We start from the raw sequence: 24,837 nt of genomic DNA on the forward strand, positions 1-24,837 counted from the left end.
TTTTAAATCTTTACACTTTCCAATGCTTTTGGTAAAAATGTATTGGGAAAAATATTTCTTGCTTCATCGGTAAATACAGTCAGATCTCCATATCTGTTGGAAAAATGTCCTAAAATCAGTTTTTCAACCTGAGCTTTCTGAGCAATAGTTGCCGCTTCCAATGCCGTGGTATGTCCTGTATAATCAGCCATTTCCTTCAAATCATGTAAAAATGTTGATTCATGATAAAGAACCGTTACATTTTTAATAATCGGAATAACACTTTCAAGGTAGCGGGTATCACTGCAAAATGCATATGAAACCGGTGGAGCAGGTTCCAGGGTCAGAATTTCGTTTTTAAGAACATAGCCATCGCTCAGCACAAAATCTTTTCCTGCTTTTATATTATGGTAATCGCAGGTTTCAATCTCGCTGTATTTTGCAATTTCTTTCATATTCAAATGTCTGTCTTTCGGTTTTTCTTTAAAAAGATAACCGTTACAGTAAATTCTATGATCCAGTGGAATTGTGTATACTTCTACTCTGTTGTCCTCATATATTTTTTCAGAATAATCTTTATCCAATTCATGATAGACCACTTCAAAACCACGGTGTGTTTCCGTAATCTGGAAAATGGTTTCCAGCATCTTTTTAATTCCTTTCGGACCATAAACATGCAGCGGAGTATCTCTTCCTAAAAGACGGAACGAGGCAATAAGTCCCGGAAGTCCGAAACAGTGATCCCCATGCAGATGGGAGATAAAAATATGATTGATTTTTGAAAATCTTGCTTTTGCTTTTCTCAGCTGAACCTGTGTTCCCTCTCCACAATCAATAAGAAAAAGTCTTTCTTCCATTTCCAGCAGCTGGGCTGTGGGTGATGTGTTGATGGTTGGAATCGCTGAATTGAAGCCTAATATTGTTAAATAAGTACTCAAATCAATAATTTATTATAACAAATGTACGACAGAAAATCTAAATGGTCGGTTCACCCTGATATTTAAACTTAATCAGTCACTTTTAAAAAATCCATGAATAAATCTAAGGCCTGCTTGCGGTGGCTGATTTTGTTTTTGTCTTCCGGATTCATCTCTGCAAAGGTTCTCTCATGCCCTGTAGGAACAAAAATAGGATCATATCCGAAGCCTTTAAAGCCTTTATTTTCTGTCAATAAATTCCCGTGAACTCTACCTTCAAAATATTGAGCTCCTTTTTCATCATAGTAGCATAGAACGGTAACGAAATAAGCTTTTCTATTTTCTATTCCCTGCATTTCTTCCAGCACTTTTTCAATATTTTTCGCAAAATCATGATCTCCGGCATAACGGGCAGAAAAAATGCCAGGTCTTCCGTCCAAAGACTCTACTACCAGGCCGCTGTCATCTCCCAAACTTGGAACACCTGTTTTTTCAAAGCAGTATTTTGCCTTGATCAGAGCATTGGCATGAAAAGAATCTCCATCTTCCACAATTTCTTCGTGAATATTGTAATCGGTAAGGCTTTTCACAACGCAATCACTTCCCAGGATTTGTTGGATTTCTTCTTTTTTATGTTCGTTGTGTGTAGCTACTAATAATTCCATTTCTATATTCATTTTCAATTTTACTTTTTTACTTGGTTACTTACATTTCAGCATAATGCACTTTATACTTTTTCATAAAAAGATAATAAAATAAAGAAAAAAGTACAATTCCTACGCTCAGTACGAGCCATTCTGAAACATGAAGAACTTTTGCAAAACTCTCATCCTTACCATAAAGCACCAACAGTGACAGGGTTAAATTATTAAACGCATGCAGCAGTATAGGCATCAGTAAAGATTTTGTTTTATGATAAAACAATCCCAGTACACAGCCCAGCATCACTGCGCTGATAAACTGCCATGGATTTCCGTGAACCACTCCAAAAATAATGGAAGCATATAAAATTGCTTTCCATGGTTCTACTCCTTTATTAATCAATCCTTTCTGGATAATCCCTCTGAATATTATTTCCTCGAAAATCGGAGCCATGATTACCGTCATGATAATCATTACTACCGGATTATCGGTCAATTGGCTCATCAACCGGGTAAAATACTCGTAAAAGTCACCAAAAAAAGGTCCTGTAGTAGGAATCTGAGCGGCAATAAATTCTGAAATAAACATCATCCCCGCCATCATTGGAAAAATAAGGAGATAGGTAGAGAAGTTAACGGATGATAAATTGAAGTTAAGCTTCTTTTGAGTGGTACGTCTTACAATGAAAAAATCAAAAAAGGCAATAGCAGTAAGAAATCCTACAGAATTCGCAACCATCAGAAACCAGTCTTTCAATTCGATATTTTCCCTGAAAACAACTTTCCAAAAGGTGCTGAATAAAGAAACAGCCATTGTTCCCACGAATAATCCAACCACCAAAACAACACCGCCAAACCATGTGAACGTAAACTTCGGATATTTGCTATTTTCCATCCTTTTCTCTGTAAAAAGTTTATATAGAAACAAAGATAATTTTTTTGACTGCCACAGGCAACTAAAAAAGGATTTTCTTATTTTCGTTCCTTTATCCATGAACATCACAAAATGAATACAGAATTTCCGTTTCAGAGGATTGAGTCTACAACAAACAAATTGATGGCGGTTGTTCTGAATACACTATTCCTCGTTATATTTATTCCTTTCATGATACTTTTCGTTCTGGGACCTGTTTACGGAATTTATAAAAGAGGATTTGAGACAATGATTTATCCGGCATTGGTTTGTTGGGGGATTTCGGCACTTATTTTAATTCCTGCAGTCCGTTATTATATAAAAAGAAAAACATTAAAAAGTAAAATTGTGGTGGACGAAACCGGGCTTTTATTTTATAATGCAAAGAATGAAATTGCAGATCAGATCCTTTATAAAGATCTTCGGCCTTCAAAACAAAATTTTGATATTTATATTGTAAATCCGGTGGGTTCTGGTATTGCTCCTTTACTGGAAATAACCATCCAATCGGAGAAAAAAGAGGAGACCATAAGACGTATTGATATGAATCTTCCTCTGAAGGTGGTAAAAAATAAATATACTTTATATGCATTCTTCCTGCATGGCATTGTGAATTTCCGTCCTGATTTAAAGGTGGACCCGATGGTCTTCCGAAGCTACTCTATTGATACTGAAAAATGGAAAGTGAATAACAGAGGAGTTTCTTTGGGAGGCTGGCTTGTAATTTTGACGGCTCTTATTATTACGGCACTTATATGCGGATTTGTTTTTATATTATCTGAAACCAAGAATTAATATGACAGAAAAATTCCAGACCATAGAATCCAAAATCAATAAACCCGTTACTTATTTTCTAATGGGAATCATCTGGATAACCATCATTCTGATTATTGTGGTAATCGGGGTCGTTTTCGATAATCTTTATTATCATTTCAGACAATATTTGGAAAATGATCCCGGTATTTTTTTCATCCTTCTTATCGCCCTGCTTCTTCTTATATGTTGTGCTATTGCTTTGATAATGGCTTTAACTTACAGAAAACAACAAAAGATACGAAAAGCCATTGTAGATGAAAAAGGAGTTACTTTCTATAACACTCAAAATACCATTATTGAAACGATCCTGTATAGCGATCTACAGCCAGCTAAAAAGCCATCTGATGATGTATATGTCCGCAACACTCAGACTATAAAATATGGCAAAACGACATTACAGGTCTATCTGAAAAATAAAGCCGGGAACATTGTACTTTCAACTGTAGACTTTAATTTTGAATTGGTAATTCTACGCAACCAATATGATCTGTACCGCCATTTCCTTAAAGGTATTCAACATTTCCGCCCTGATCTGAAAATAAGTCTACAGACTATTGAGCAGTACAACCTTACTTCAAAACCGCAAAAAACTAAATTTGGTGTATTTGAATACATCATGTCTGCAGTTTTTATACTGATTGCTGTTGGATTGATTTATGTTTTTATGCTGCTAATAAAAATGTTTATTTGATAAGTAGCTCAGGTAAAGCAGACTATTAGTAGGTTCATAGTCCTGTTTATCATTCTCAGACGTGACTATCCTTCTATTCTTCTGTGTAATTAATATTGTCTAATTTAAATTTGAAAACCTCGTAAAAAATCACGATTTTTGCAACTTCAAAATACGATATGTCAGACTTAATCAAAGAAATACAAAAAAGAAAGACCTTCGGGATCATTTCCCACCCGGATGCCGGAAAAACAACTCTTACGGAAAAGTTACTTCTTTTCGGGGGTGCTATCCAGGAAGCGGGTGCGGTAAAATCCAACAAAATAAAAAAAGGAGCTACCTCCGACTTTATGGAAATCGAAAGACAGAGAGGGATCTCTGTAGCGACTTCTGTATTGGCATTTGAATATAGAGACCACAAAATCAACATCCTCGATACTCCAGGTCACAAAGACTTTGCTGAAGATACTTATAGAACATTAACTGCTGTAGATTCTGTAATTGTTGTAATTGACGTTGCAAAAGGGGTTGAGGAACAGACGGAGAAACTGGTTAAGGTTTGCAGAATGAGAAACATTCCTATGTTGGTTTTCATCAATAAGCTTGACCGTGAAGGTAAAGATGCCTTCGATCTGTTGGATGAAGTAGAACAAAAATTGGGATTAACTGTTTGCCCACTATCTTTACCAATCGGTATGGGAAGTGACTTCCAGGGAATTTATAATATCTGGGAAGACAACATTCAGTTATTCTTAGAGGAGAAAAAACAGAAAGTTGGAGATTCTATCAAGTTTGATGACATCAATGATACTTCTATTGATGAAGTAATTGGTGAAAAAGCAGCAAAAACTTTAAGAGAAGAACTTGACCTTATTCAATCTGTTTACCCTGAATTTAACCGTGAGGATTATATGAAAGGTGATCTTCAGCCTGTATTTTTCGGTTCGGCTTTAAATAATTTTGGTGTTCGTGAATTATTGGATGCTTTCATTGATATTGCTCCAATGCCACAGCCAAAAGAAAGTGATACCCGTCTTGTAAAACCTGAAGAAAGTACATTCACAGGATTTGTTTTCAAAATCCATGCGAATATGGATCCTAAGCACAGAGACAGACTTGCTTTCGTAAAGATTGTTTCAGGAACGTTCAAAAGAAACGAAAATTACTTATTGGTAAGAGAAGGTAAAAAAATGAAGTTCTCTTCTCCCAACGCATTCTTTGCTGATAAAAAAGAAGTAGTGGAAGAAAGCTTCCCTGGTGATATTGTAGGTTTACATGATACCGGAAGTTTCAGAATCGGAGATACCCTTACGGGTGGAGAAAAATTGAGCTTCAAAGGTATTCCTAGCTTCTCTCCTGAGCATTTCCGTTATATCAACAACAATGATCCGTTAAAAGCCAAGCAATTGGCAAAAGGTATTGATCAGTTGATGGATGAAGGAGTTGCGCAGCTGTTTACCCTGGAAATGAACGGAAGAAAGATCATTGGAACAGTAGGTGCCCTTCAGTATGAGGTTATCCAATACCGTCTTGAACATGAATATGGTGCAAAATGTACTTATGAGCCACTATCCATGCACAAAGCATGCTGGGTAGAAGCAGACGAGAAATCTGAAGAGTTCAAGGAATTTGCAAGATTAAAGCAGAGATTCCTGGCAAGAGATAAATACAATCAACTGGTATTCCTTGCAGACTCATCTTTCACGATTCATATGACACAGGAAAAATTCCCGAATGTGAAATTACACTTCATCAGTGAATTCCAGGAACATTAATTAAAGGTAAAATTGCTTATCATATAAAATCCGTAGAAAATTTCTACGGATTTTTTTATTACTATAGAATCATTTTTAAGGATGTAAATTTTATTATTTTTTCAATATATCTGGATTCCTACGGAATGACAAAGTGTATGGATAAAATTCAGCGTTCTGTATGTCATTCCGTAGGAATCTAATCTATTCATAATAAAATGTTGTTATTAAACACCTCTATGAAAACATATCCTACTCTTTTTAATACCAAAAAAAGAGAAAAACAATTTGTAAATCTTTTGTAAAACAAATACAAAACACTGAAAACACAACAGTTATCATTTTACCAGCACAATACATTCTATTTACAATCTTTACAAGAACTTCCCTCCTAATTTTACTTCATCAAAAAAATTAATGTTATGAAAAAGTTCATATTACTCGTTGCTGTATCAGGCACTTTCATTATGTGTAAAAAAGCAGAAGCTACACAGGATAAAATTAATGAAGTAATCAATAAAGCTGACAGCGCAACTACTGTCGCTACAGAAACCATTGACAATGCCAGTAAAGCAGCAAGCCAGGTAATGGATTCTGCAAGTATTAAAATAAAAGATTTTGAAAATACTAAAAGTGACATCCAGCAAAAAATAGAGAGCACCTCAAAAATGGTAGATTCTATATCCGAGAAAATTGCCGCTACAAAACTGGAATCCAAAATAGAGAAAAAAGATTCTGTTGAAAAAAAATCTGAAAAAATAGCTGTAAAAGCTCCGGCAACAAAGGTTATTAAAGAAACCAAAATCATTTATAAAGAAAAGCCTAAGAATGACAGTTACGAACTGAATATGCCAAAAGATAAAATGGTGAAATCAGGATATCTTGCGATAAAAGCAGACAATGCGGAAACGGTGAAAGAAATCATCAGAGAAGAAGCCAATAAAAATAACGGTTATATCAAAAGTGAAAATCTTTCTTATGTGGAATCTGCCAGCCCTTATGGTGAGAATCAAAAAGTATACAGTCTTGATATCAAAGTTCCGATCCAGCATTTTGATGGTTTAATGGATGCTATCAACAGTAATGTTGGAGATATTGATACTAAAGATATTCAGGTTTCAGGGCGTAATTACGCAGACAATACCATCTGTACGATCAATGTAAGTATCAGTGATAAGGCTCAAACAGAAAAAGAACCTAAAACTTTCGGTGGAAAATCATTGGCAGCCATTGAATCTGGCTGGGAGGTGATAACGTCTATTTTCCTGTTTATTCTTCCGTTGTGGCCGTTATTTCTTATTGCCGGTATTGGATATTACTTTTACAAAAAGAAGAATAAAAATACTCCTGATAACGACACTCATTAAATTTGAAATCCATCCTCGTGGTGGATTTTTTAATGTTTTTTTAATGAGGTTTAGAAGGTAAGATTAATTCTTATGCTTAATTTTATAACATTAATAAAAACAGCTTGTTTATTAGGAAAATTACTCTTAACTTTAAGTGTAGATAAAAACAATGAATCTTTGTTATTATACAGGATTCACCACAAAACCGGAAATTTTTATTTCATATATTAATATTTTGTGATTTGGTGTAAAATAAGGCCCTCATATTGAGAGCCTTATTTGTTTTTATTTCATATTCACTACTTTGTCTACGACAAACTTTGTATTTCCTCTCCATGGGAGAGCACCGTTGTATTCTTTGTAATGCAGATCAAAGCTTTTACCGCTGTTGGTTTCCAATTGCTTGAAAATCTCAGGGTCATCTACAGAAAACTCAAACTCGTAGCTTGTAATTGTTCCTGTTTTACCTCTCCCGAAGCCTTCCTGAATCAGTTTACCTTCATAAGTTTTGAAGATATAACCTTTTTTCATGGCATAGTTCAGGTATCCGGATTTCACGCCTTCTCCGAAAACAAAATAGTACTTATACCAGACAAATACGCCTAGTAACAACAGTACAACACCGAGGGTGATCCACAAAGATTTTTTCATAGTAGTGTGTTTGATAAAATGTTATTTCGCGATGCTTCTTGAGATCACGATTTTCTGAATTTCAGAAGTTCCTTCGTAGATCTGAGTGATTTTCGCATCTCTCATTAATCTTTCTACGTGGTATTCTTTCACATATCCGTATCCACCGTGGATCTGTACTGCTTCAATAGTAGTATCCATTGCTACCTGAGAAGAGTATAATTTTGCCATAGCTCCACTTTCAGAGATATCTTTTCCTGCATCTTTTTCACATGCTGCTTTGAAACATAACATTCTTGCTGCCGTGATCTGCGTAGCCATATCAGCTAATTTGAATGCAATTGCCTGGTGGTTGATGATCTCAGTTTTGAAAGCTTTTCTTGTTTTAGCATATTTCAATGCCAGTTCGTAAGCACCTGAAGCAATACCTAAAGCCTGAGAAGCGATACCGATTCTTCCTCCGTTCAATACTGCCATTGCAAAGTTGAATCCAAATCCGTCAGCACCAATTCTGTTTTCTTTTGGAACTTTTACATTATTAAAGATCAAAGAGTGTGTATCACTTCCTCTGATTCCTAATTTGTCTTCTTTTAATCCGATTTCAAATCCTTCCCATCCTCTTTCTACGATGAAAGCATTGATCCCTTTGTGCTTTTTCTCAGGATCAGTCTGTGCAATTACAATATAATAAGTAGCTGTTCCACCATTGGTGATCCAGTTTTTGATTCCGTTTAAAAGATAGTAATCTCCTTTGTCTTCAGCAGTTGTTTTCTGAGAAGTTGCATCAGAACCAGCTTCAGGCTCAGATAATGCAAAAGCTCCGATTACCTGTCCGCTCGCCAGTGGAGTAAGATATTTTACTTTCTGTTCTTCAGAAGCAAATTTTTCAAGACCGGCACAAACCAATGAATTGTTTACAGACATTACAACAGCTGCAGAAGCATCCACTTTTGCAATCTCCTCCATTGCCAGCACGTAAGAAACGCTGTCCATACCTGCTCCTCCGTATTGTGGATCTACCATCATTCCCAAAAGGCCCATTTCTCCCATTTTTTTCACCTGTTCTGCAGGGAATTTCTGGTCACGGTCTCTTTCAATCACTCCAGGTAATAGTTCGTTCTGTGCAAAATCTCTTGCTGCCTGCTGAATCATCAGCTGTTCTTCCGATAAATTAAAGTCCATAAAAAAAATAATTAGATAGCCGTAAATTTACACTTTTTAAGCAAATCTGAAAAAATAAATTAAAAGCAGGAAAAACGCACAGAAAAAGGGAGTTGAAAGAGGTTTTAAAGTTTAAAATAGCAATAAATGACATGCAGGTTTACCAATCGGGAATACCACACTATTCAGGACGAAAAATAAAAACGGTTTGCTAAAGTATGCTAAATCCAGAATGAGCTGTTGTAACCACTTTTTAAAGACCTCTGGTCCCCTTTTTGATTCAATATATTATGGTAAGCATTTAACTATTTCCTAATTATTACATTCATATGTTTTCAATTAAAAAAAATGCTTATATTTAAATTTCTTTATAATTTATTTAAAAAATCATGACGATCAAGAGATTATTCGATATTCCGCACTACGCTTTAGAAAAATATCCTAAAACGGATATGTTTGTAACGAAGTATCAGGGTGAGTGGAAAAAAACTTCTACGCAGGAGTTTATTAATGAGGGAAATAAGATATCCAGAGGGTTACTAAAGCTGGGCATAAAACCGGGTGATAAGATCGCTTTGATTACTACCAATTCCCGCACTGAATGGGCGATTATGGACTTTGGTCTTTCTCAGATCGGAGTTGTTTCCGTACCTGTTTATCCAAGTATTTCACCTGAAGATTACGAATTTATCTTCAACAATGCTGAAATTCAGTACTGCTTTGTTTCTGATAAGGAGCTGTTGACTAAAGTAATGAAAGTGAAACATAACATCCCTACTCTACAGGGAATATTTACTTTTGACAACATCAGCGGTGCTGCCAACTGGAGAGAAATCCTTGATCTGGGTAAAGATGAATCTACACAAATTGAAGTAGACGACCTTTCCAATGCCATCAATACAGAGGATCTGGCGACTATTATTTATACTTCCGGAACTACCGGAAGACCTAAAGGAGTAATGCTTACCCACAACAATATTGTTTCAAACGTATTGGGGGCTATTCCTAGGATTCCAAAGAAGAGAAGTTTCGATTATAAGGAAACAAGAGCATTAAGCTTCCTTCCTATCTGTCATATTTTTGAAAGAATGCTGTTCTATCTTTATCAATACAACGGTTTTTCTCTTTATTTTGCTGAAAGCATCGAGAAAATGGGGGAAAACGTAAAAGAAGTGAAGCCTCATTATATGACCGTAGTTCCAAGACTTGTTGAAAAGGTATATGATAAAATCTACAATACAGGATCTTCTGCCGGAGGACTGAAATCAAAAATATTCTTCTGGGCATTGAACCTCATCAGTAAAAAGAAAGTAATCTCAAAACCATCCGGGCTTCAGGAAATTATTGCTGATAAACTGGTATTTTCTAAATGGAGAGAAGGTTTAGGCGGTGAAATCGTGACTTTGGTATCAGGATCTGCCGCATTATCTACAAGACTTAACTTAATGTTCCAAAATGCAGGAATTCCAATTTTGGAAGGTTATGGCTTAACAGAAACTTCCCCGGTGATTTCCGTCAACAGTTTTGAGAAAATGAAAGTCGGAACGGTAGGTATTCCATTGGATAATTTAAAAGTAAAGATCCAGGAAGATGGTGAAATTACCGTAAAAGGGCCATCAGTTTTCAAAGGATATTTTCAAAACGAAGAAATGACCAAAGAAGCTTTTACAGAAGATGGATTTTTCAAAACCGGAGATATCGGGCATATTGACAGTGACGGATTTTTACAGATCACAGACCGTAAGAAAGAAATGTTCAAGACATCCGGTGGAAAATATATTGCTCCTCAGACGATTGAAAACTTAGCAAAAGCTTCCAAGTTTATTGAGCAGATCATGGTGGTAGGTGATGGTGAAAAAATGCCATGTGCTTTAGTACAGCCAGATTTTGAATTTGCTAAAAACTGGGCTTTGAGAAACAATCTGAACATCGGTTCCACACCGGAAGAGATTGCAAAAAGCACTGAGCTGAAGCAAAGAATTGAAAAAGAGATTGAAGGGATCAACGAACATCTTGGAAACTGGGAGAAAATCAAAAAAATTGAACTTACCCCTGAAGTATGGAGCATTGAAAGCGGATTGCTTACTCCAACATTAAAACTGAAAAGAAAAGCGGTAAAAGAGAAGTTTATTGCTTTGTATAATAAGATGTATGATCATCAGGAATAAATAATACCAACCGCTTCATTTTGAGGCGGTTTTTTTATGTTTTGGCTAAAGCCAATAGGAAGTATTTATTTTTTAGCTAAACGGGCTAAAGCCCGTTTCTATTGATTCACCACCATTGAATTTTTTAATCCAATTACAACACAACCTTGTCATTCCGCAGGAATCCATACTATAATCAAAAAGTAGAGTTGAGATTCCTACGGAATGACAACACACCGCAAAAGGTTAAACAAACTAAAGCCCGTTCCTATTGAATATACACAAAAAAAGCTGCTTCATTTCTGAAACAGCTTTTGTATGATTTAAAATCAATAATTAGAACTTAATTACAGATTTCATTCTTTCGTTTTCTTCCATTACCAATTCGTCATCAACAAGGATTTTCCCTGAATGCTCATCAATAATAATTTTCTTTCTCTGAGCAATTTCCATTTGCTTTTGAGGCGGGATTGTAAAGAAAGATCCTTTTGGAGCTCCTCTTTCTAATCCTACTACTGCAAGACCATTGATAGAGTTTGTTCTGATTCTGTTGTAAGAAGCTAATAATCTCTCATCGATTTTACCTGCGAATTCTTTAGACTGCTCTAAAAGATATTCTTCTTCTTTCTGAGTTTCAGAGATAAGACCTTCTAATTCTTCTTTCTTGAATTTCAAGTGGCTTTTCAAATCGTCGATCTTCGTATTCAGTTCACTTAAAGTTTCGTTTTTGTGAGCAATTTTAACTCCGAATTCTTTAATTCTTTTTTCAGCAAGCTGAATTTCCAGATCCTGGAATTCCATTTCCTTTCCTAATGCTTCAAACTCTTTATTGTTTCTTACATTATCCTGCTGAGATTTGTACTTCTCAATTAAAGTTTTAGCATGGTTAATAACTTCATGCTTTGTTTTGATCTGATCGTCCTGATCTTTGATATCAGCATGAAATTTTTCAGCTCTTTTTTCAAGACCTTCAATCTCGATTTCAAGATCTTCAACTTCAATTGGCAATTCTCCTCTAGTATTTCGGATTTCATCCAATCTTGAATCAATGATCTGTAAATCGTATAAAGCTCTTAATTTTTCTTCAACTGAAATATCGTTGGTTTTTGCCATATTTAAATGAAATAATTTACTGGGTTTGTTTTTTCAATAGATTTTGAAATTGCAAATGTACTAAATTTTTGTGACAAAATTTCAAATAATTGTTGAGTAACAAATTGTTCTGATTCATAATGGCCAATATCACAAATCAGCATTTTAGACTCTGCTAAAAAATAGTCGTGATATTTAAGATCTCCGGTAAGATAAGCATCACATTTTCTGGAAGCTGCAGATCTTATCCCACTTGCTCCGGAACCGCCCAGAACCCCTACTCTTTTGATTTTTTTATTGTTGAAAGAGGAGTGCTTTATCACTTCAAGACCAAACTTTTCTTTTACAAACCCCAGGAAATCTTTTTCATCCATTTCCTCTTCCAGATCGCCATACATTCCCAATCCGGCATGTTGATTTTTATTATCAAGGCTGTATATCTGATGGGCCACTTCTTCGTAAGGATGTGCGGCTTTCATTGCGCCCACAATCTGCCCTTGTTTAAAGCTTTCAAAAATCACAGAAATCATATCTTCATCTGCATTTTCACGAATGTCCTGCTGGCCTGAGAACGGATTTGAACCTTCCACCGGTCTGAAGGTTCCTTTACCATTCACCGTAAAACTGCATTCATCATAGAAACCGATATTTCCGGCTCCGGCTGAAAACATTGCTTCTTTTACTTTTTCGGAATGCTCTTTTGGTACAAAAACCGTCAGCTGTTTTAGATTATTTTCTTTCGGCTGAAGAATTTTCATATTCTTTAATCCCAACTGTCTGCAAATTCCATAGTTGACTCCAAAGAAATCATTATCAAATGCTGTATGAATGGCATAGATCGCCACTTTATTTTCTATAGCCTTTAAGACGGCTCTTTCCACATAGTTTTTCCCTGTTAAAGATTTGAGTCCGGAAAATATAATGGGATGGAAGCATACAATAAGATTGCAGTTTCTTTCAACAGCTTCATCTACTACATTTTCTAAAGCATCATGACAAACCAGAATCCCGGATACATCACGATCATAAACACCACACAACAGGCCTACGTTATCAAAATCTTCTGCCTGTCTGATACTTATTTCTTCTTCAATCTTTGCAATTACAGTTTTTAGCTTCATTAATTTATATTTTACGGTTACAGCGAAGATATTAATTTTACTAAAAACCCAAAGAATATTTCTGCTGCAATAAAAAACCGGCTTTCATCGGCCGGTTTGAATTTGATATTAAAAAAATAAATAGACTGTTAATCTTTGAAAAGCGATACTCTTGTAAAGGATTCCATTACCACATTACAGTTTATATCGGCTTCCATAAAAAGCTGATAGCCTCTTCCCGGATCAAGACTCGCAGGATCTGCAATAGTATAGAAATAGAATGTAAGAATGTTCCCTGCTCCACTTGAACCACTTGGGACTAATTGGATAGAGTTAATCTCAAAACCGGAGTCAGGATTTTTAAAAGTAGCTTTTATTGATCCTGAAGAGTTGGACCCTGGAGTAATTGTAGCAATGGCTCTCCAGACATGTACTTGTCCGTAAATTTCATTTTCTCTCCATTTACCAGTAGCTGCAATATAAATATTGGAGGTAACTCCCGGAAATGGAACTGTGGTTTCCGGCCAGCTTGTAGTAGGACTTGCTGCAAAGACCAGCGGTGTGGCATAAAGCACCTGTTGTCTTGGGCCATACCCGCTTCCTGCTGCACTTAAACTGAATGAGGGTTTTACATTTGCGTTTCCAGAATTTATTTTAACGACACCGTCGTTACCAGCCTGAGAAGATGTGGGAACAAAAAGCTGTCTCCAGAGGGTACCATCCCAATACTGGAAGTTATTCGTTGTCGTATTAAAAATAAGTGTTCCTGCAGTAAGGTTAGCATTCACAACACCTGCAGGTGGTACTGTGGAAACATTATTATCTGCCAGGTATGTATCCCGGTCAGTATCTGAAAGACGGGGAATGAGAATCCCTTTCTGGTTGGAGACTATATCCAGTACTGCAGCACCATTGGGTGTTGAAGTATTAATCCCAACCTGAGCATCTACAAAACTGCTTATGAAAAACAGAATAAACAAGGTTAAAATTTTTCTCATGATATAAAGCTTTTGTTGGATAAAATTACAAACTTGAATTAATATTATGTTAAAAAATAAATTTTTATATGTCATTTTTTATTCGTATTTTACTTATTATAATGTATTGAAAATCATTAAATTAAGTGCGAATAATTCACTTTTTAATGATGAAAATTACTTTAACATTTGCAGGATTCTTTTAACAATCATATCTTTACCTTATACTCTATAGAAATTATTAACTTCGCTGTGAAATAACCTATATAAATGGAAAGAGAACATAATCTTGTTCCTGAAGACAAACTTTGGAAAAGATTCCTTTACCGGATCATTTATCGCTCCGATACGAAGCTCGGAAAACTGTTCGATATCATCTTATTATCTTTAATTCTTGCAAGTACTGCCATTATTATGATGGAAAGTGTCCCTAAGCTTGATAAAAGGTTTCATTATACCTTCCTGATTCTGGAATGGGTGATCTCCATTTTCTTCACTATTGAGTATTCTATGCGTATTGCTGTGGTGAAGAATAAACGGAATTATATATTCAGCTTTTTTGGAATTATAGATTTCCTGGCTCTTGTACCTTTTTACCTCAGCTTTTTCTTTCCTATCACTAAATATTTTCTGATTTTCAGAATGCTGAGAATGTTGAGAATCTTCAGGATTTTCAATTTGCTGGATTTTATGAATGACGGATATCTTATTGTGCGGGCTCTGAAAAACAGTTCGAGAAAGATTTATATTTTCCTTTTATTCCTGATTATATTCTCTGTGATTGTAGGATCACTGATGTTTATGGTAGAAGGTGGACGCCAGGGATTTGAAACTATACCACAGTCTATTTATTGGGCAGTAGTTACCGTAACTACCGTAGGATATGGTGATGTATCACCTATTACGCCTTTAGGAAAGTTTTTTGCGGTTGTTCTGATGCTTGCCGGTTACTCCATTATTGCTGTTCCTACCGGTATTGTCACGGCAGAAATGAGAAACAAAAGACAAAATCTGGAAATGGTATGTGAACGTTGTGGAAACGAAGATATTGATGATGATGCCAGATATTGTAAGCAATGTGGCAAGAAATTAGCTTAATATTTGGTATAAGTAAAATTTATTCACCAAATACCTCAAAATCATGGAACCTAAAAAGAAAAACAAACCGAATAGCTTAGTGATCATTCTTTTTGCACTGGTGGTGCTGATGATCATCGTCTACTTTATATTAGTAATGTTCTTTCCAACTGTTTTTGACCTTATGAACAAGGGTGAGATTCAGCCGGTGCCTAATAAGTAATGAGTAATAAACAATAGGTAATGAATAATTTATAATGATTTATATTATATAACAGTCATTAACAAAATAAAAAGATGAGTGAAATATTTCGCTCATCTTTTTTTGATCTGTAGATTTTTAAAGTAAATGTTTACTTCATAAAAAAGGACGGATCACTAATGACCCGTCTCTTTCTTTCTATTTAAATGATAAATTATTTTTTAATGGCTTTGATAGTCTGTTTAGATCCGTCTTTCATTTCCAACGTTACTAAATAAACACCCTGCATTAAGTCTCTTAAGTGTATCGTAGATTCAGGGTTTGCAATAGTTTTCACTAATCTTCCCGTAACATCTGTTACTGATACATTTTTCACGTTTTTCACATCAGAAATATTCAATACATCCGTAAATGGATTAGGATATACTTTGATACTGTTTTTCGCTGCAGAAACTTCAGATGTTGCCAGATTTGCATTATTAATGCTTATATCGTCTACATACAGATTAAACTGGTCCGGATCTGAATAGGCATTAAATCCAAAGTAATACACTCCTGTCGTAGGAACTGTAAACGTTATAGATTCTGTATGAGCCATTTCATCATTGATTGACGGATAATCTGCCACTGAATTAGTCATTGCAGATTCAACTGGTGAAGTTCCGTAAGCTACTTTCAGTTTTTCAACATAAGTAGATGAGTTATTCCCGTACTTATAGCTAATCGTATATTGTGTCCCCGCTGTCAGGTTCAATCCCTGGGTAAAGAACCATGCATTGGCAGGACTGGAAGAATTATAATGATATCTTAATACATTGGTAGTAAATCCCTGGCTGTCAGAAGGCGGATCTACTGTTTCCCAATTATTCCCAGCTCCCGAGTTAACATTCATTGTACATCCTGGAAGTTCAGGAACAGTAACATTTTCAAAATCTATTGCATAAGGAAGATTCGCACTTGAACATAATGTCATAAACGTAACAGAATCACTCCAAACACTTTTGCTGGTTGCACTACACGCAGATCTCACCCATACATGATAAGCAGTGGAGGCAGCTAAACCTGGAATATTATAAGTAGTTGCTGTAACTCCTGTAAAATTAGGTGTAGTTGTAGCTGTAGGTGCTGTATTGGTTGTGCTGTAATAAATATCATATCCACTTGCCGGTACAGGAGTGGCAGCTGTCCAGGAAACCGTAGCTCCTGCGGCAGTAATATTAGACATCACTAATGCATTAGGCTCACTACAAGCTGGTGCTACATCTATATTAATATCATCTACATACAACTGATTCATATTGGCATCAGAATATGCCTGGAATCCAAAATAATAGACCCCTGTGGCAGTTGGTGTAAAATTCACAAAAGCACTGGTTGCTGTACTGGTAACAATATTTGAATGATCGGCTAATGTATTGGTCATTCCTGCACCTGTAGCTGAAGTTCCGTAGGCAATTTTTAACTTTTCGGCATATACAGTTCCTTCTGCGTTTGCATATTTATATTTAATTCTGTAGGTAACTCCCGCAGTAAGGTTTATTCCATTGGTGAAAAACCATGTATCAGCATTATTGGCATAGTCGTAAGAATACTGAAGAACATTTCCCGTAAATCCTTGAGCATCCAAATCGCCCGTAACCCACATATTTCCTGAACCGTCATTTACTACTGAGGTACAGCTCGGAAGATCAGGTGGAGTTATGCTTTCAAAATCCAATGCATATGGCACTGCTACAGAAACGCAGGATGTCATAAATGTTGCCATTTGAGACCATGCACTTTTATTTGAAGTACTGCATACAGAACGTACCCACACGTGATAAACAGTAGCCGGAGCCAATGTAGACAGGCCAGCAGTTAAACCGGTACTAGTTCCGGAAGCTACAGCAGCAGCTGTAGGATAAGTACTGGAAGTTGAATAATAATATTCATAACCGCTGCCTGGAGCAGAAGCCGGAGCTGTCCATCCAATCTGAGCTGAATTTGCCGTCACTGCAGATACCGTTAAAGCAGACGGTGCAAAACAAGTTGGAACTGCACCAATTACTACAGTATAATCATGGGCTTCTCCATACCCATCAGTATTACACGGAATAGGGTCACTGGAGAATCTATCCCCTACTCGCATTCTGTAAGTACCTGGAGTAACCGTAGAAGGAATTTCAATAAGCCCAGAGGTAATATTGTTTCCTCCAACAAAAGTACTACTCGCAGAAGCTACAAGTTCCGGAGCAGCATCATCAAAAGTTCCGTCGTTATTAAAATCTATCCAAATCCTTACATTCTGATCACTGTAATCATGTTTAACGCTAAAATCATAACTCAAACCTGCACTAAGGTTGATTGTCATTGAAGTATAATCTCCATATGCATCAGTAGAGCAACCCGTATTAGGGTGATCAAATCCGGCACCCGGAATTGCAAAGGAGTCTATCACATCTCCTCCACTACACCCACTTGCAAACGCAGGCGTACAGTAAGTCTGTGCGGAGGATAAAAAGCCGGTCATTAAGAAACCAACAAGTAAAAAATTTCTCATATAAAAAACAGTATTAGTTAATCAAATCTAGTGAAAATCAACAATAAAAAAAATATTTTTTTAATTATATCACAATGAATTAAACTTTTCCTTTTATAAAAGATAATTTCACTTATAAAAAGAGAGGCCGCTCAAATTGAGCAGCCTCTGTATCCTATTTTTTAAGAAATTATTTATTTCTTAATTGCTTTAATTGTCTGTTTAGATCCGTCTTTCATATTCAGTACTACTAAATACATTCCTTGTTTCAAATCTCCTAAGTGAATCGTAGAAGAAGGATTATCAATAGTCTTTATCAATCTTCCGGAAGAATCCAGAATGGAAACTGATTTGACTTTATGCGGTTTAGCAATATTCAGGATTTCTGTAAATGGATTTGGATATAATTCTATACTTTCTTTGGTTTGGGAAACGTCGTAAGTACTAAGAACAACATCATTTTTAATATTAATAGTAAAAACATCTTCTACAAAATCAGTATCACGCGATCCACTTCCTACATTCACATAATATACAGTTCCTGCAACAGTAGGAAAATCTATTGCCAACGGAAGATTTGCAGGATCTAAAATTTTAGACTTCAGACAAGTTAAATTTCCACAACTTCCCGTGTATAATGAAATTCCTGGAAAGCTAAATTGGCTTCCCGCAGGTATTACTACATTAATTTTATAATTACTACCGTCTCCTATAAAAGTAAACCATGTTCCATTATTCATTTTTCCAACATTATAACAAGGTGTAGTAAATCCGCTATTATTAGTAGTATGTTGGGCATCAACCTGTGTATAGCTGTAAGGAAATACAGATACTGGTAAAGCACCCGAACAATCATCGTTCACAGGAGGAGATACTGTCCCTACACAAATATCAAAGTTTAGAGCGTAACCAAAGTCCAAAAGACTGAATACTCTTACATAATAAGTTTCGCCTATTGTAAGATCTGAAACATTATGAATATTACGATTATCTGTAAAAGCATTACTACAAATAATTTTTGTTAAGTTTCCGCAGCTACCTTTAAAAACCTCAAAAAGACCAGATGCATTTCCATAACCATTTATTCCATCTCCTACAGCATTTCTCAAACTTATCTGATGAACGGCTGCTGTCGCAGTAAATTTAAACCACACATCATCATCAGGATCTCCATTACATACTGACCCCGGTACATTTGAAGCAGAAGCTCCTAAAGTTGTCCCAGAAGTTACTGCCGTACAGTTCAAATCAGGATTAACGTTCAGAGTCAAGGCATTTACGCATTCATCATTTATAGGAGCTGGTGTCAAATCTGTTTGTACGCAAATCTGAAAGTTAAAGCCCGATCCCTGTATCTGATTATAATCTACCACTCTTATATAATAAGTTTCTCCTACTGTAAGATTATTAGCAAGCACCAACGAACCACCTGATACATTACATACAAAATTACTACAATTACCTTTAAACATTCTAATCTGTAAACCTCCGGAAGGATTTGGTATTCCCACAGGAACTTTATTAATCAATTTAATTCTATGCCTAGTTCCAGTAGCTGTAAATTTATACCATACATCATATCCAAGCCCAGAGGCACAACCCGGTGTTGGAGAAGTATCTGATAATAAAGTTGTTCCGGAAGTAACAATTGTACAATCCGCCCCAGAATTTACAGGAATACTTATGGCATCAATACAATTATCATTGACAGGCGGTTGTGGCAGTGTTCCTACACATATATCAAATTTATGAGATGAATAGCCTGATCCACTAAATACTTTTATATAATAGGTCTCTCCTACAGTAAGGTTATTAACAACAGAAACAGGACATGATGCACTTGTCACATAACCACATCCATAACCAGAACATAATATACTTGTCAAATTACCACAATCACCTTTTAAAACCTGAAAATAAACATATCCACCTCCTAATGGTACAGAGGTTACATCCTTCAGATTAACTGTATGCCTAGAAGAGGTAGCTGTAAACTTATACCATACGTCACCAGTACTCGTATCACATGATGATGCAGGAGACGATACAGTTGACATCACAGTAGTCCCAGAGGTAAAACTCACACAATTCACATCTGGATTTACAGTAAGATTTATAGCATTTATACACTCATCATTGGAGGGTATACCTGGCACTGTTGTAAATTTCTGATTAACACAACCGGAAGACTCTCCTGCCGATCCCACTGCTGTTACTTTAAGATAATAAACTGTACTTGCCAACAGTGGAGAAGACGGAGTAAAGTTTGTTGTCGTTACAGACTGTTGATTAACAATATCTGTTCCTCCCGCAGTAGTTCCGACAGAAACTTTGTAACTTGTAGCTCCCTGTACAGCAGCCCATGTAAAATTAGGCAGAACCGGCACATTCGAAGCATTGTTTGCAGGATAACTGATTATTGGACAATCCGGGAATGGATTAGGAACTAACCCCATAAGACTGACTACAGGTTTATAAGGTAAAAAATGACCATTTGGCGGATTTGCAGGGTCTGGATTAACAGTATTACTCTCAGTATAAAGAGCCTGCTCCATAGTATTATACACAAAAAACGGATTATTTGAATTAGAATTAAATCCATTTTCATCTACCGCAACAATCAGGTTTCTTACATTATCATATGAAAATGGTGTAGTAAATGTCACTTCTACTATTCCGTTTACATTAGTAACTGTACCTGAATACACCTGAGTCATTTCCCCCACAGGAATCCACCCAACTTGATAATTTAAAGAGTTTTTTGTGGTATGTCCCAAATAAACCACCCAATTTGATAAATAAGAGGGATTTGCAGAAGGTGTTAAGTAAAACTTAAGACCTGTAATATTACCTGCTGCATCAGCATTGATTTCCTGTTTTGTATAAATCTGCTGAGAATAGGAATAACTAAAGCCACTATTGACGGGAGCATTCCCGGTAGCTGTGCTGCCTCCACCCAGTTTGATTTGAGCACTTAATGCGATGCTTATCATCAGTAAGCATACAAATAAGATTTTCTTCATGTATAAGTTTTTGGTTATTAATACGTCTACGAATTTACAATAAATTTAAAACACCTTTTTTAAAAAATTTAAAAATAAAAAAACGACAGCTTTTTAGCTGTCGTTTCATGTTATATAATTAATACATTTTATCTTTTAATTGCTTTAATCGTTTGTTTAGATCCATCTTTCATATTCAGTACTACTAAATACATTCCTTGTTTCAAATCTCCTAAGTGAAGCGTAGAAGAAGGATTATCAATAGTCTTCACTACTCTTCCTGCAGCATCAACTACAGAAGCAGATTTTACTTTAGAAGCATCTGAAATATTCAGAACGTCTACAAATGGATTAGGGTAAGCTTTAATTTCATTGTTTTTCTTTTCAACTTCAGCCGTTGCAAGCCCTGAACATCCTTGCGTAACAGAAATGCTATAATTACCAACTCTGGTTGCAGCATATCCTGTAAGCAATACATAATAAGTAGTCCCTGCAACTCCTGTAAATGTTAATGTTGGAGCATTATAAAGGCTAACTGCACAACCGGCGTCAGCATATCCTACACCTGAACTGTTACTGAAACAAGTAAGTGAACCACAAGTACCTGTATATACTCTTAAATAAGCGTCATACTGCGTACCGCAAGCATCAATAGTAATAGGACCATTTTCAGTAGCTTTTACTGTATACCAAACACCTTTATAAGATGCCGTACTTCCAGAACTACCACATGTTGAAGCAGGAAGTGTTTCATCTCCTGCAAGAGCATTAACACCCTGAGCCGTACCATTACAAGCCAAAGCAATAGCGGTATCACAAGTATCATTAGTTACAGGCGAAGGAGTGGTTACAGCAATCTGGAAATTGGATGTTGTAGTTGCAGTACTTGTAGATGAATACACTCTAACATAATATGTTTGTCCTGCTACAAGGTTTTGCAATAATATACTTGAATTTCCATAAGCACCATCAAAACAAGTCATAGCTGTTAAAGCTCCACATGTTCCAGAATATATCTGTGTACTTGTTGCATTATCAGTATATAAAACATGTACAAGATGTGTAGCACCTGTTGCAGTAAATGAATACCAAACATCATCATTAGTACCGGATGCACTACATGTAGGTGCTGTAACTCCAGAACTTTGAGTAGCACTCACAGTAGAACCATTCACAGCATTCAGGAAAGCATCTGTACTGCTCACAGAAAGAGATGCAGCGTTTGCACAATCGTCATTTGCAGGCGGCGGCGGAGGTGTACCAATACAAATATTGAAGCTATTAGCATATAGTGTACTACCGTTTGTATTGGAGTTATAAACTCTCACATAGTAAGTCTGACCTGGAGTAAGACCGGTAAGTGGTGTATTCACAGCAGTACCACATTTAATACTTGTCAAAGTACCACAAGCTCCACTGAAAACCTGAGTATACACACTCGTAGACGTAGAAGTTCCCACTGCAGTAACGTTTGAAAGCAATACTACATGGTCAGTACCTGTAGCTGTAAATTTATACCAAACATCATCATCAGCAGTTCCTGTACATGGACTTACTGCCAATCCTGAATTAGTAGCACTTAAAGTTGTTCCAGATACCGGTGAAGCACAAGTAAGTGTTGGGCTTACAGATAAAGAAACAGCAGCCGAACACTCATCATTAGCAGGAGCTGCAGGAAGTGTCCCCATACAAATATCAAAAGAGTTAGCATAGAAACTTGCCCCTGAATTAGAATCATAAGTATATACTCTTACATAATAAGTCTGACCTACAGTAAGACCTGTTAAGTTTGTAAAGTTTGTATTTGAGCTGATACATGTAGTACTTACCAAAGCTCCGCAAGCACCACTGAATACCTGAGCATACAAAGATGTTGTAGAAACATTTCCTACAGAAACTATATTTTTCAGCTGGAAAGTATGACCTGTTGACGTTGCAGTAAATTTATACCAAACATCATCGTCAGTTGTTCCTGAACAAGAACCAAGAGCAACTCCTGAACTTGTTCCTCCCAACGTAGTCCCTGCTGTAACGCTGGCACAACTCATATCAGGATTAATAGTAATAGCTACTGCGTTTGCACAGTCATCATTAGCTGGCGGTGCCGGTGGTGTACTTACACAGATATTGAAACTTGCATTGGCAGTAACAGTAGACTCATAAGTATATACTCTGATATAATAAGTCTGACCTGGAGTAAGGCCTGTAACGATATTCGTATTAGGATCAGAACATAGCATACTTGTCATAGTACCACCACAACTTCCTGACAATACCTGGAAATACATATCTGTAACCCCTGTTGTAGTTCCCGTAGAAGTCACATTAGAAAGCGCTACAACATGGCTTGCTGCTGTTGCAGTAAATTTATACCAAACATCATCATTTGGAGCTCCGCTGCAAGTACCTGCAGCCATAGATTCTGTGGCTCCCAATGTATTACCAGGACTTGTAACAGTACAAGTCAAAGAAGGATTTACTGTTAAATTTACAGCACCAGAACAATTATCATTTGCCGGAGGCACTATAGTAGTTGTGAAATTTCTTTCAGTACATCCTGTTGATACAACACCGCCGTTATAAGCTGTAATAGTATAATAATACTGCGTTGTAGGATTCAGCTGCTGTGCAGGAGTAAGCGTATAAGTAGTAACATTACCCATATTAAAATTACTCAAAACATTGGAAGAACCAGCAGATGTCCCGATGCTTAGGTTGTATCCCAGCGCTCCACTCACTGCAGGCCATGAGAAAGTAGTTAACACAGGTAAACCAACCTGAGCTGCTGTAGGCGCACTCACAGACGGACATCCCAAAGTAGCCATTGTAGTGAAAGATCTTTCTGTACATGCAGGGGAAACTCCTGTAGAATTGGCAGCATATACTGTATAATAATATTGAGTATCAAAACTCAAAGAATTTGTTAGAGTATAAGAAGTTACATTTCCTACATCCTGCATGTTCATCACATTGGTTGCTCCCGGCGTTGTTCCGATGCTGATCTTATATGATGTAGCAGAGCCTGCAACAGCCCAGCTAATGGTAGGCAATACCGAAACACCTGTTGCTGCAGCCGCAGGCGTAGCAACAGCAGGACAAGCCGGAACTCCCGGAGTAAGTCCTAGCAGATTTGTAATAGATTTCGTTGCTGTTCTTGATCCTGTAGGTGGTGAAGCCGGATCCGGATTGGTTGTATCACTTCTATAATACAAAGTTGAATTGGAAGCCCCTGTAAACGTATAGAATTTATTTGAAGTTGCTGTGTAGTCTGCAGTATTCTCATCAACAGCAACAACCAGGTTATCCGTATTGTTATAAGCAAAAGGTGTGGTAAAGTTTACAGTCACTTCACCTCCGGAAGCACTTACTGTCCCTGAAAACACCTGAGACAAACCAGATACAGGAATCCAGTCTGTAGTACTGGAAAAAGAAGTTTTAGTAGTATGCCCCACATATACCACCCAATCTACTGATTTTGTAATATCAGCATTATTCGGTAAATAAAACTTCATTCCGGTAATATTACCAGCAGCATTGGCATTAATTTCACTTTTAGTAAAAATCTGCTGTGTGTAGTTGTATCCGTAGTTAACATCAATAGGAACATACCCGCCCTGGGTATTCCCACTTCCCAGCATTATCTGGGCATTTGTAATGGAAGCTATTAAAAATAGACTTAATAGTAATAATTTCTTCATAAATAGTAATAATAAAAGTTAGGGCGATAAATGTATAAATATTATTTCAAATATTAAAAATTATCATAAAATTTTAATAATAAATAGCCAATACCCCTTATAAAATCAAATAAAATCAAACGTTTATTTAATTTAAATATTTATTTCGCAATTCATTGAAAAAAGTATAACACACTAAAAATCAATAAATTAAA

At 36.3% G+C, this 24,837-nt stretch carries 18 protein-coding genes; 7 read left to right on the plus strand and 11 right to left on the minus strand.

The window, feature by feature from the left end; genetic code table 11:
- Positions 1–2: 2 nt before the first annotated feature.
- From ACLMCG_RS06270 to ACLMCG_RS06280, 3 genes are all read right to left on the minus strand, one after another.
- Positions 3–917: a ribonuclease Z gene (locus ACLMCG_RS06270; protein ID WP_413959205.1), complete on the minus strand. Its 915-nt coding sequence runs from the start codon at positions 915–917 to the stop codon at positions 3–5.
- Between the two features lie 68 nt (positions 918–985).
- Positions 986–1,561 carry an RdgB/HAM1 family non-canonical purine NTP pyrophosphatase gene (rdgB, locus tag ACLMCG_RS06275; protein ID WP_262904076.1) on the minus strand — a complete coding sequence of 192 codons (576 nt, stop codon included), beginning with the start codon at positions 1,559–1,561 and terminating at the stop codon, positions 986–988.
- Between the two features lie 40 nt (positions 1,562–1,601).
- Complete coding sequence (locus ACLMCG_RS06280; RefSeq protein WP_413959206.1) at positions 1,602–2,432, minus strand: lysostaphin resistance A-like protein; 831 nt, start codon at positions 2,430–2,432, stop codon at positions 1,602–1,604.
- Between the two features lie 111 nt (positions 2,433–2,543).
- Between ACLMCG_RS06280 and ACLMCG_RS06285 the strand changes: the two genes are divergently transcribed.
- The 4 genes from ACLMCG_RS06285 (at position 2,544) to ACLMCG_RS06300 (ending at position 7,057) form a co-directional block, all read left to right on the plus strand.
- Positions 2,544–3,245 (plus strand): hypothetical protein, encoded by a 702-nt coding sequence (locus ACLMCG_RS06285; protein WP_413959207.1) that lies wholly within the window; start codon positions 2,544–2,546, stop codon positions 3,243–3,245.
- Between the two features lies 1 nt (position 3,246).
- The gene (locus ACLMCG_RS06290) at positions 3,247–3,957 is read left to right on the plus strand and encodes a hypothetical protein (RefSeq protein ID WP_413959208.1); all 711 of its coding nucleotides are present in this window, start codon (positions 3,247–3,249) and stop codon (positions 3,955–3,957) included.
- A gap of 158 nt (positions 3,958–4,115) precedes the next feature.
- Positions 4,116–5,711: a peptide chain release factor 3 gene (locus tag ACLMCG_RS06295; protein WP_413959209.1), complete on the plus strand. Its 1,596-nt coding sequence runs from the start codon at positions 4,116–4,118 to the stop codon at positions 5,709–5,711.
- A gap of 401 nt (positions 5,712–6,112) precedes the next feature.
- Entirely contained in the window at positions 6,113–7,057 is a 945-nt protein-coding gene (locus ACLMCG_RS06300) for a hypothetical protein (protein WP_413959210.1), read from the plus strand.
- Between the two features lie 267 nt (positions 7,058–7,324).
- Here ACLMCG_RS06300 and ACLMCG_RS06305 read toward each other — a convergent pair whose 3' ends face one another.
- Together ACLMCG_RS06305 and ACLMCG_RS06310 are read right to left on the minus strand one after the other, a co-directional pair.
- Positions 7,325–7,690, minus strand: coding sequence for a hypothetical protein (locus tag ACLMCG_RS06305; RefSeq protein ID WP_142719375.1), 366 nt, complete (start codon positions 7,688–7,690; stop codon positions 7,325–7,327).
- A gap of 21 nt (positions 7,691–7,711) precedes the next feature.
- Positions 7,712–8,851 carry an acyl-CoA dehydrogenase family protein gene (locus ACLMCG_RS06310; RefSeq protein WP_047377008.1) on the minus strand — a complete coding sequence of 380 codons (1,140 nt, stop codon included), beginning with the start codon at positions 8,849–8,851 and terminating at the stop codon, positions 7,712–7,714.
- A 368-nt stretch (positions 8,852–9,219) separates the two neighbouring features.
- Here ACLMCG_RS06310 and ACLMCG_RS06315 point away from each other — a divergent pair, with 368 nt between their 5' ends.
- Positions 9,220–10,998 carry an AMP-dependent synthetase/ligase gene (locus tag ACLMCG_RS06315; RefSeq protein WP_223600407.1) on the plus strand — a complete coding sequence of 593 codons (1,779 nt, stop codon included), beginning with the start codon at positions 9,220–9,222 and terminating at the stop codon, positions 10,996–10,998.
- Positions 10,999–11,313: 315 nt separating this feature from the next.
- Here the strand turns inward: ACLMCG_RS06315 and ACLMCG_RS06320 are convergent, their stop codons facing one another.
- The 3 genes from ACLMCG_RS06320 to ACLMCG_RS06330 form a co-directional block, all read right to left on the minus strand.
- Positions 11,314–12,090 (minus strand): zinc ribbon domain-containing protein, encoded by a 777-nt coding sequence (locus tag ACLMCG_RS06320; RefSeq protein ID WP_047381378.1) that lies wholly within the window; start codon positions 12,088–12,090, stop codon positions 11,314–11,316.
- Between the two features lie 2 nt (positions 12,091–12,092).
- Positions 12,093–13,190, minus strand: a complete 1,098-nt coding sequence (locus tag ACLMCG_RS06325) for a Nif3-like dinuclear metal center hexameric protein (RefSeq protein ID WP_223600408.1) — start codon at positions 13,188–13,190, stop codon at positions 12,093–12,095.
- Positions 13,191–13,318: 128 nt separating this feature from the next.
- The gene (locus ACLMCG_RS06330) at positions 13,319–14,167 is read right to left on the minus strand and encodes a hypothetical protein (RefSeq protein WP_413959211.1); all 849 of its coding nucleotides are present in this window, start codon (positions 14,165–14,167) and stop codon (positions 13,319–13,321) included.
- A gap of 249 nt (positions 14,168–14,416) precedes the next feature.
- On the opposite strand from ACLMCG_RS06330, the gene ACLMCG_RS06335 reads away from it, so the two are divergent.
- Complete coding sequence (locus ACLMCG_RS06335; protein WP_142719381.1) at positions 14,417–15,244, plus strand: ion transporter; 828 nt, start codon at positions 14,417–14,419, stop codon at positions 15,242–15,244.
- A 43-nt stretch (positions 15,245–15,287) separates the two neighbouring features.
- On the plus strand, positions 15,288–15,446 hold the full coding sequence (locus ACLMCG_RS06340; protein WP_156118404.1) for a hypothetical protein: 159 nt from the start codon (positions 15,288–15,290) through the stop codon (positions 15,444–15,446).
- Positions 15,447–15,639: 193 nt separating this feature from the next.
- Here ACLMCG_RS06340 and ACLMCG_RS06345 read toward each other — a convergent pair whose 3' ends face one another.
- The 3 genes from ACLMCG_RS06345 to ACLMCG_RS06355 all read right to left on the minus strand — a co-directional run bounded on the left by ACLMCG_RS06345 (position 15,640) and on the right by ACLMCG_RS06355 (position 24,643).
- Complete coding sequence (locus ACLMCG_RS06345) at positions 15,640–17,964, minus strand: GEVED domain-containing protein (protein ID WP_413959212.1); 2,325 nt, start codon at positions 17,962–17,964, stop codon at positions 15,640–15,642.
- Positions 17,965–18,137: 173 nt separating this feature from the next.
- Entirely contained in the window at positions 18,138–20,966 is a 2,829-nt protein-coding gene (locus ACLMCG_RS06350) for a T9SS type A sorting domain-containing protein (protein ID WP_413959213.1), read from the minus strand.
- A 128-nt stretch (positions 20,967–21,094) separates the two neighbouring features.
- Positions 21,095–24,643 carry a T9SS type A sorting domain-containing protein gene (locus tag ACLMCG_RS06355; RefSeq protein ID WP_413959214.1) on the minus strand — a complete coding sequence of 1,183 codons (3,549 nt, stop codon included), beginning with the start codon at positions 24,641–24,643 and terminating at the stop codon, positions 21,095–21,097.
- Positions 24,644–24,837: the final 194 nt, after the last annotated feature.

The sequence above is a fragment of the Chryseobacterium sp. S90 genome (assembly GCF_047444895.1).
GTDB lineage: Bacteria > Bacteroidota > Bacteroidia > Flavobacteriales > Weeksellaceae > Chryseobacterium.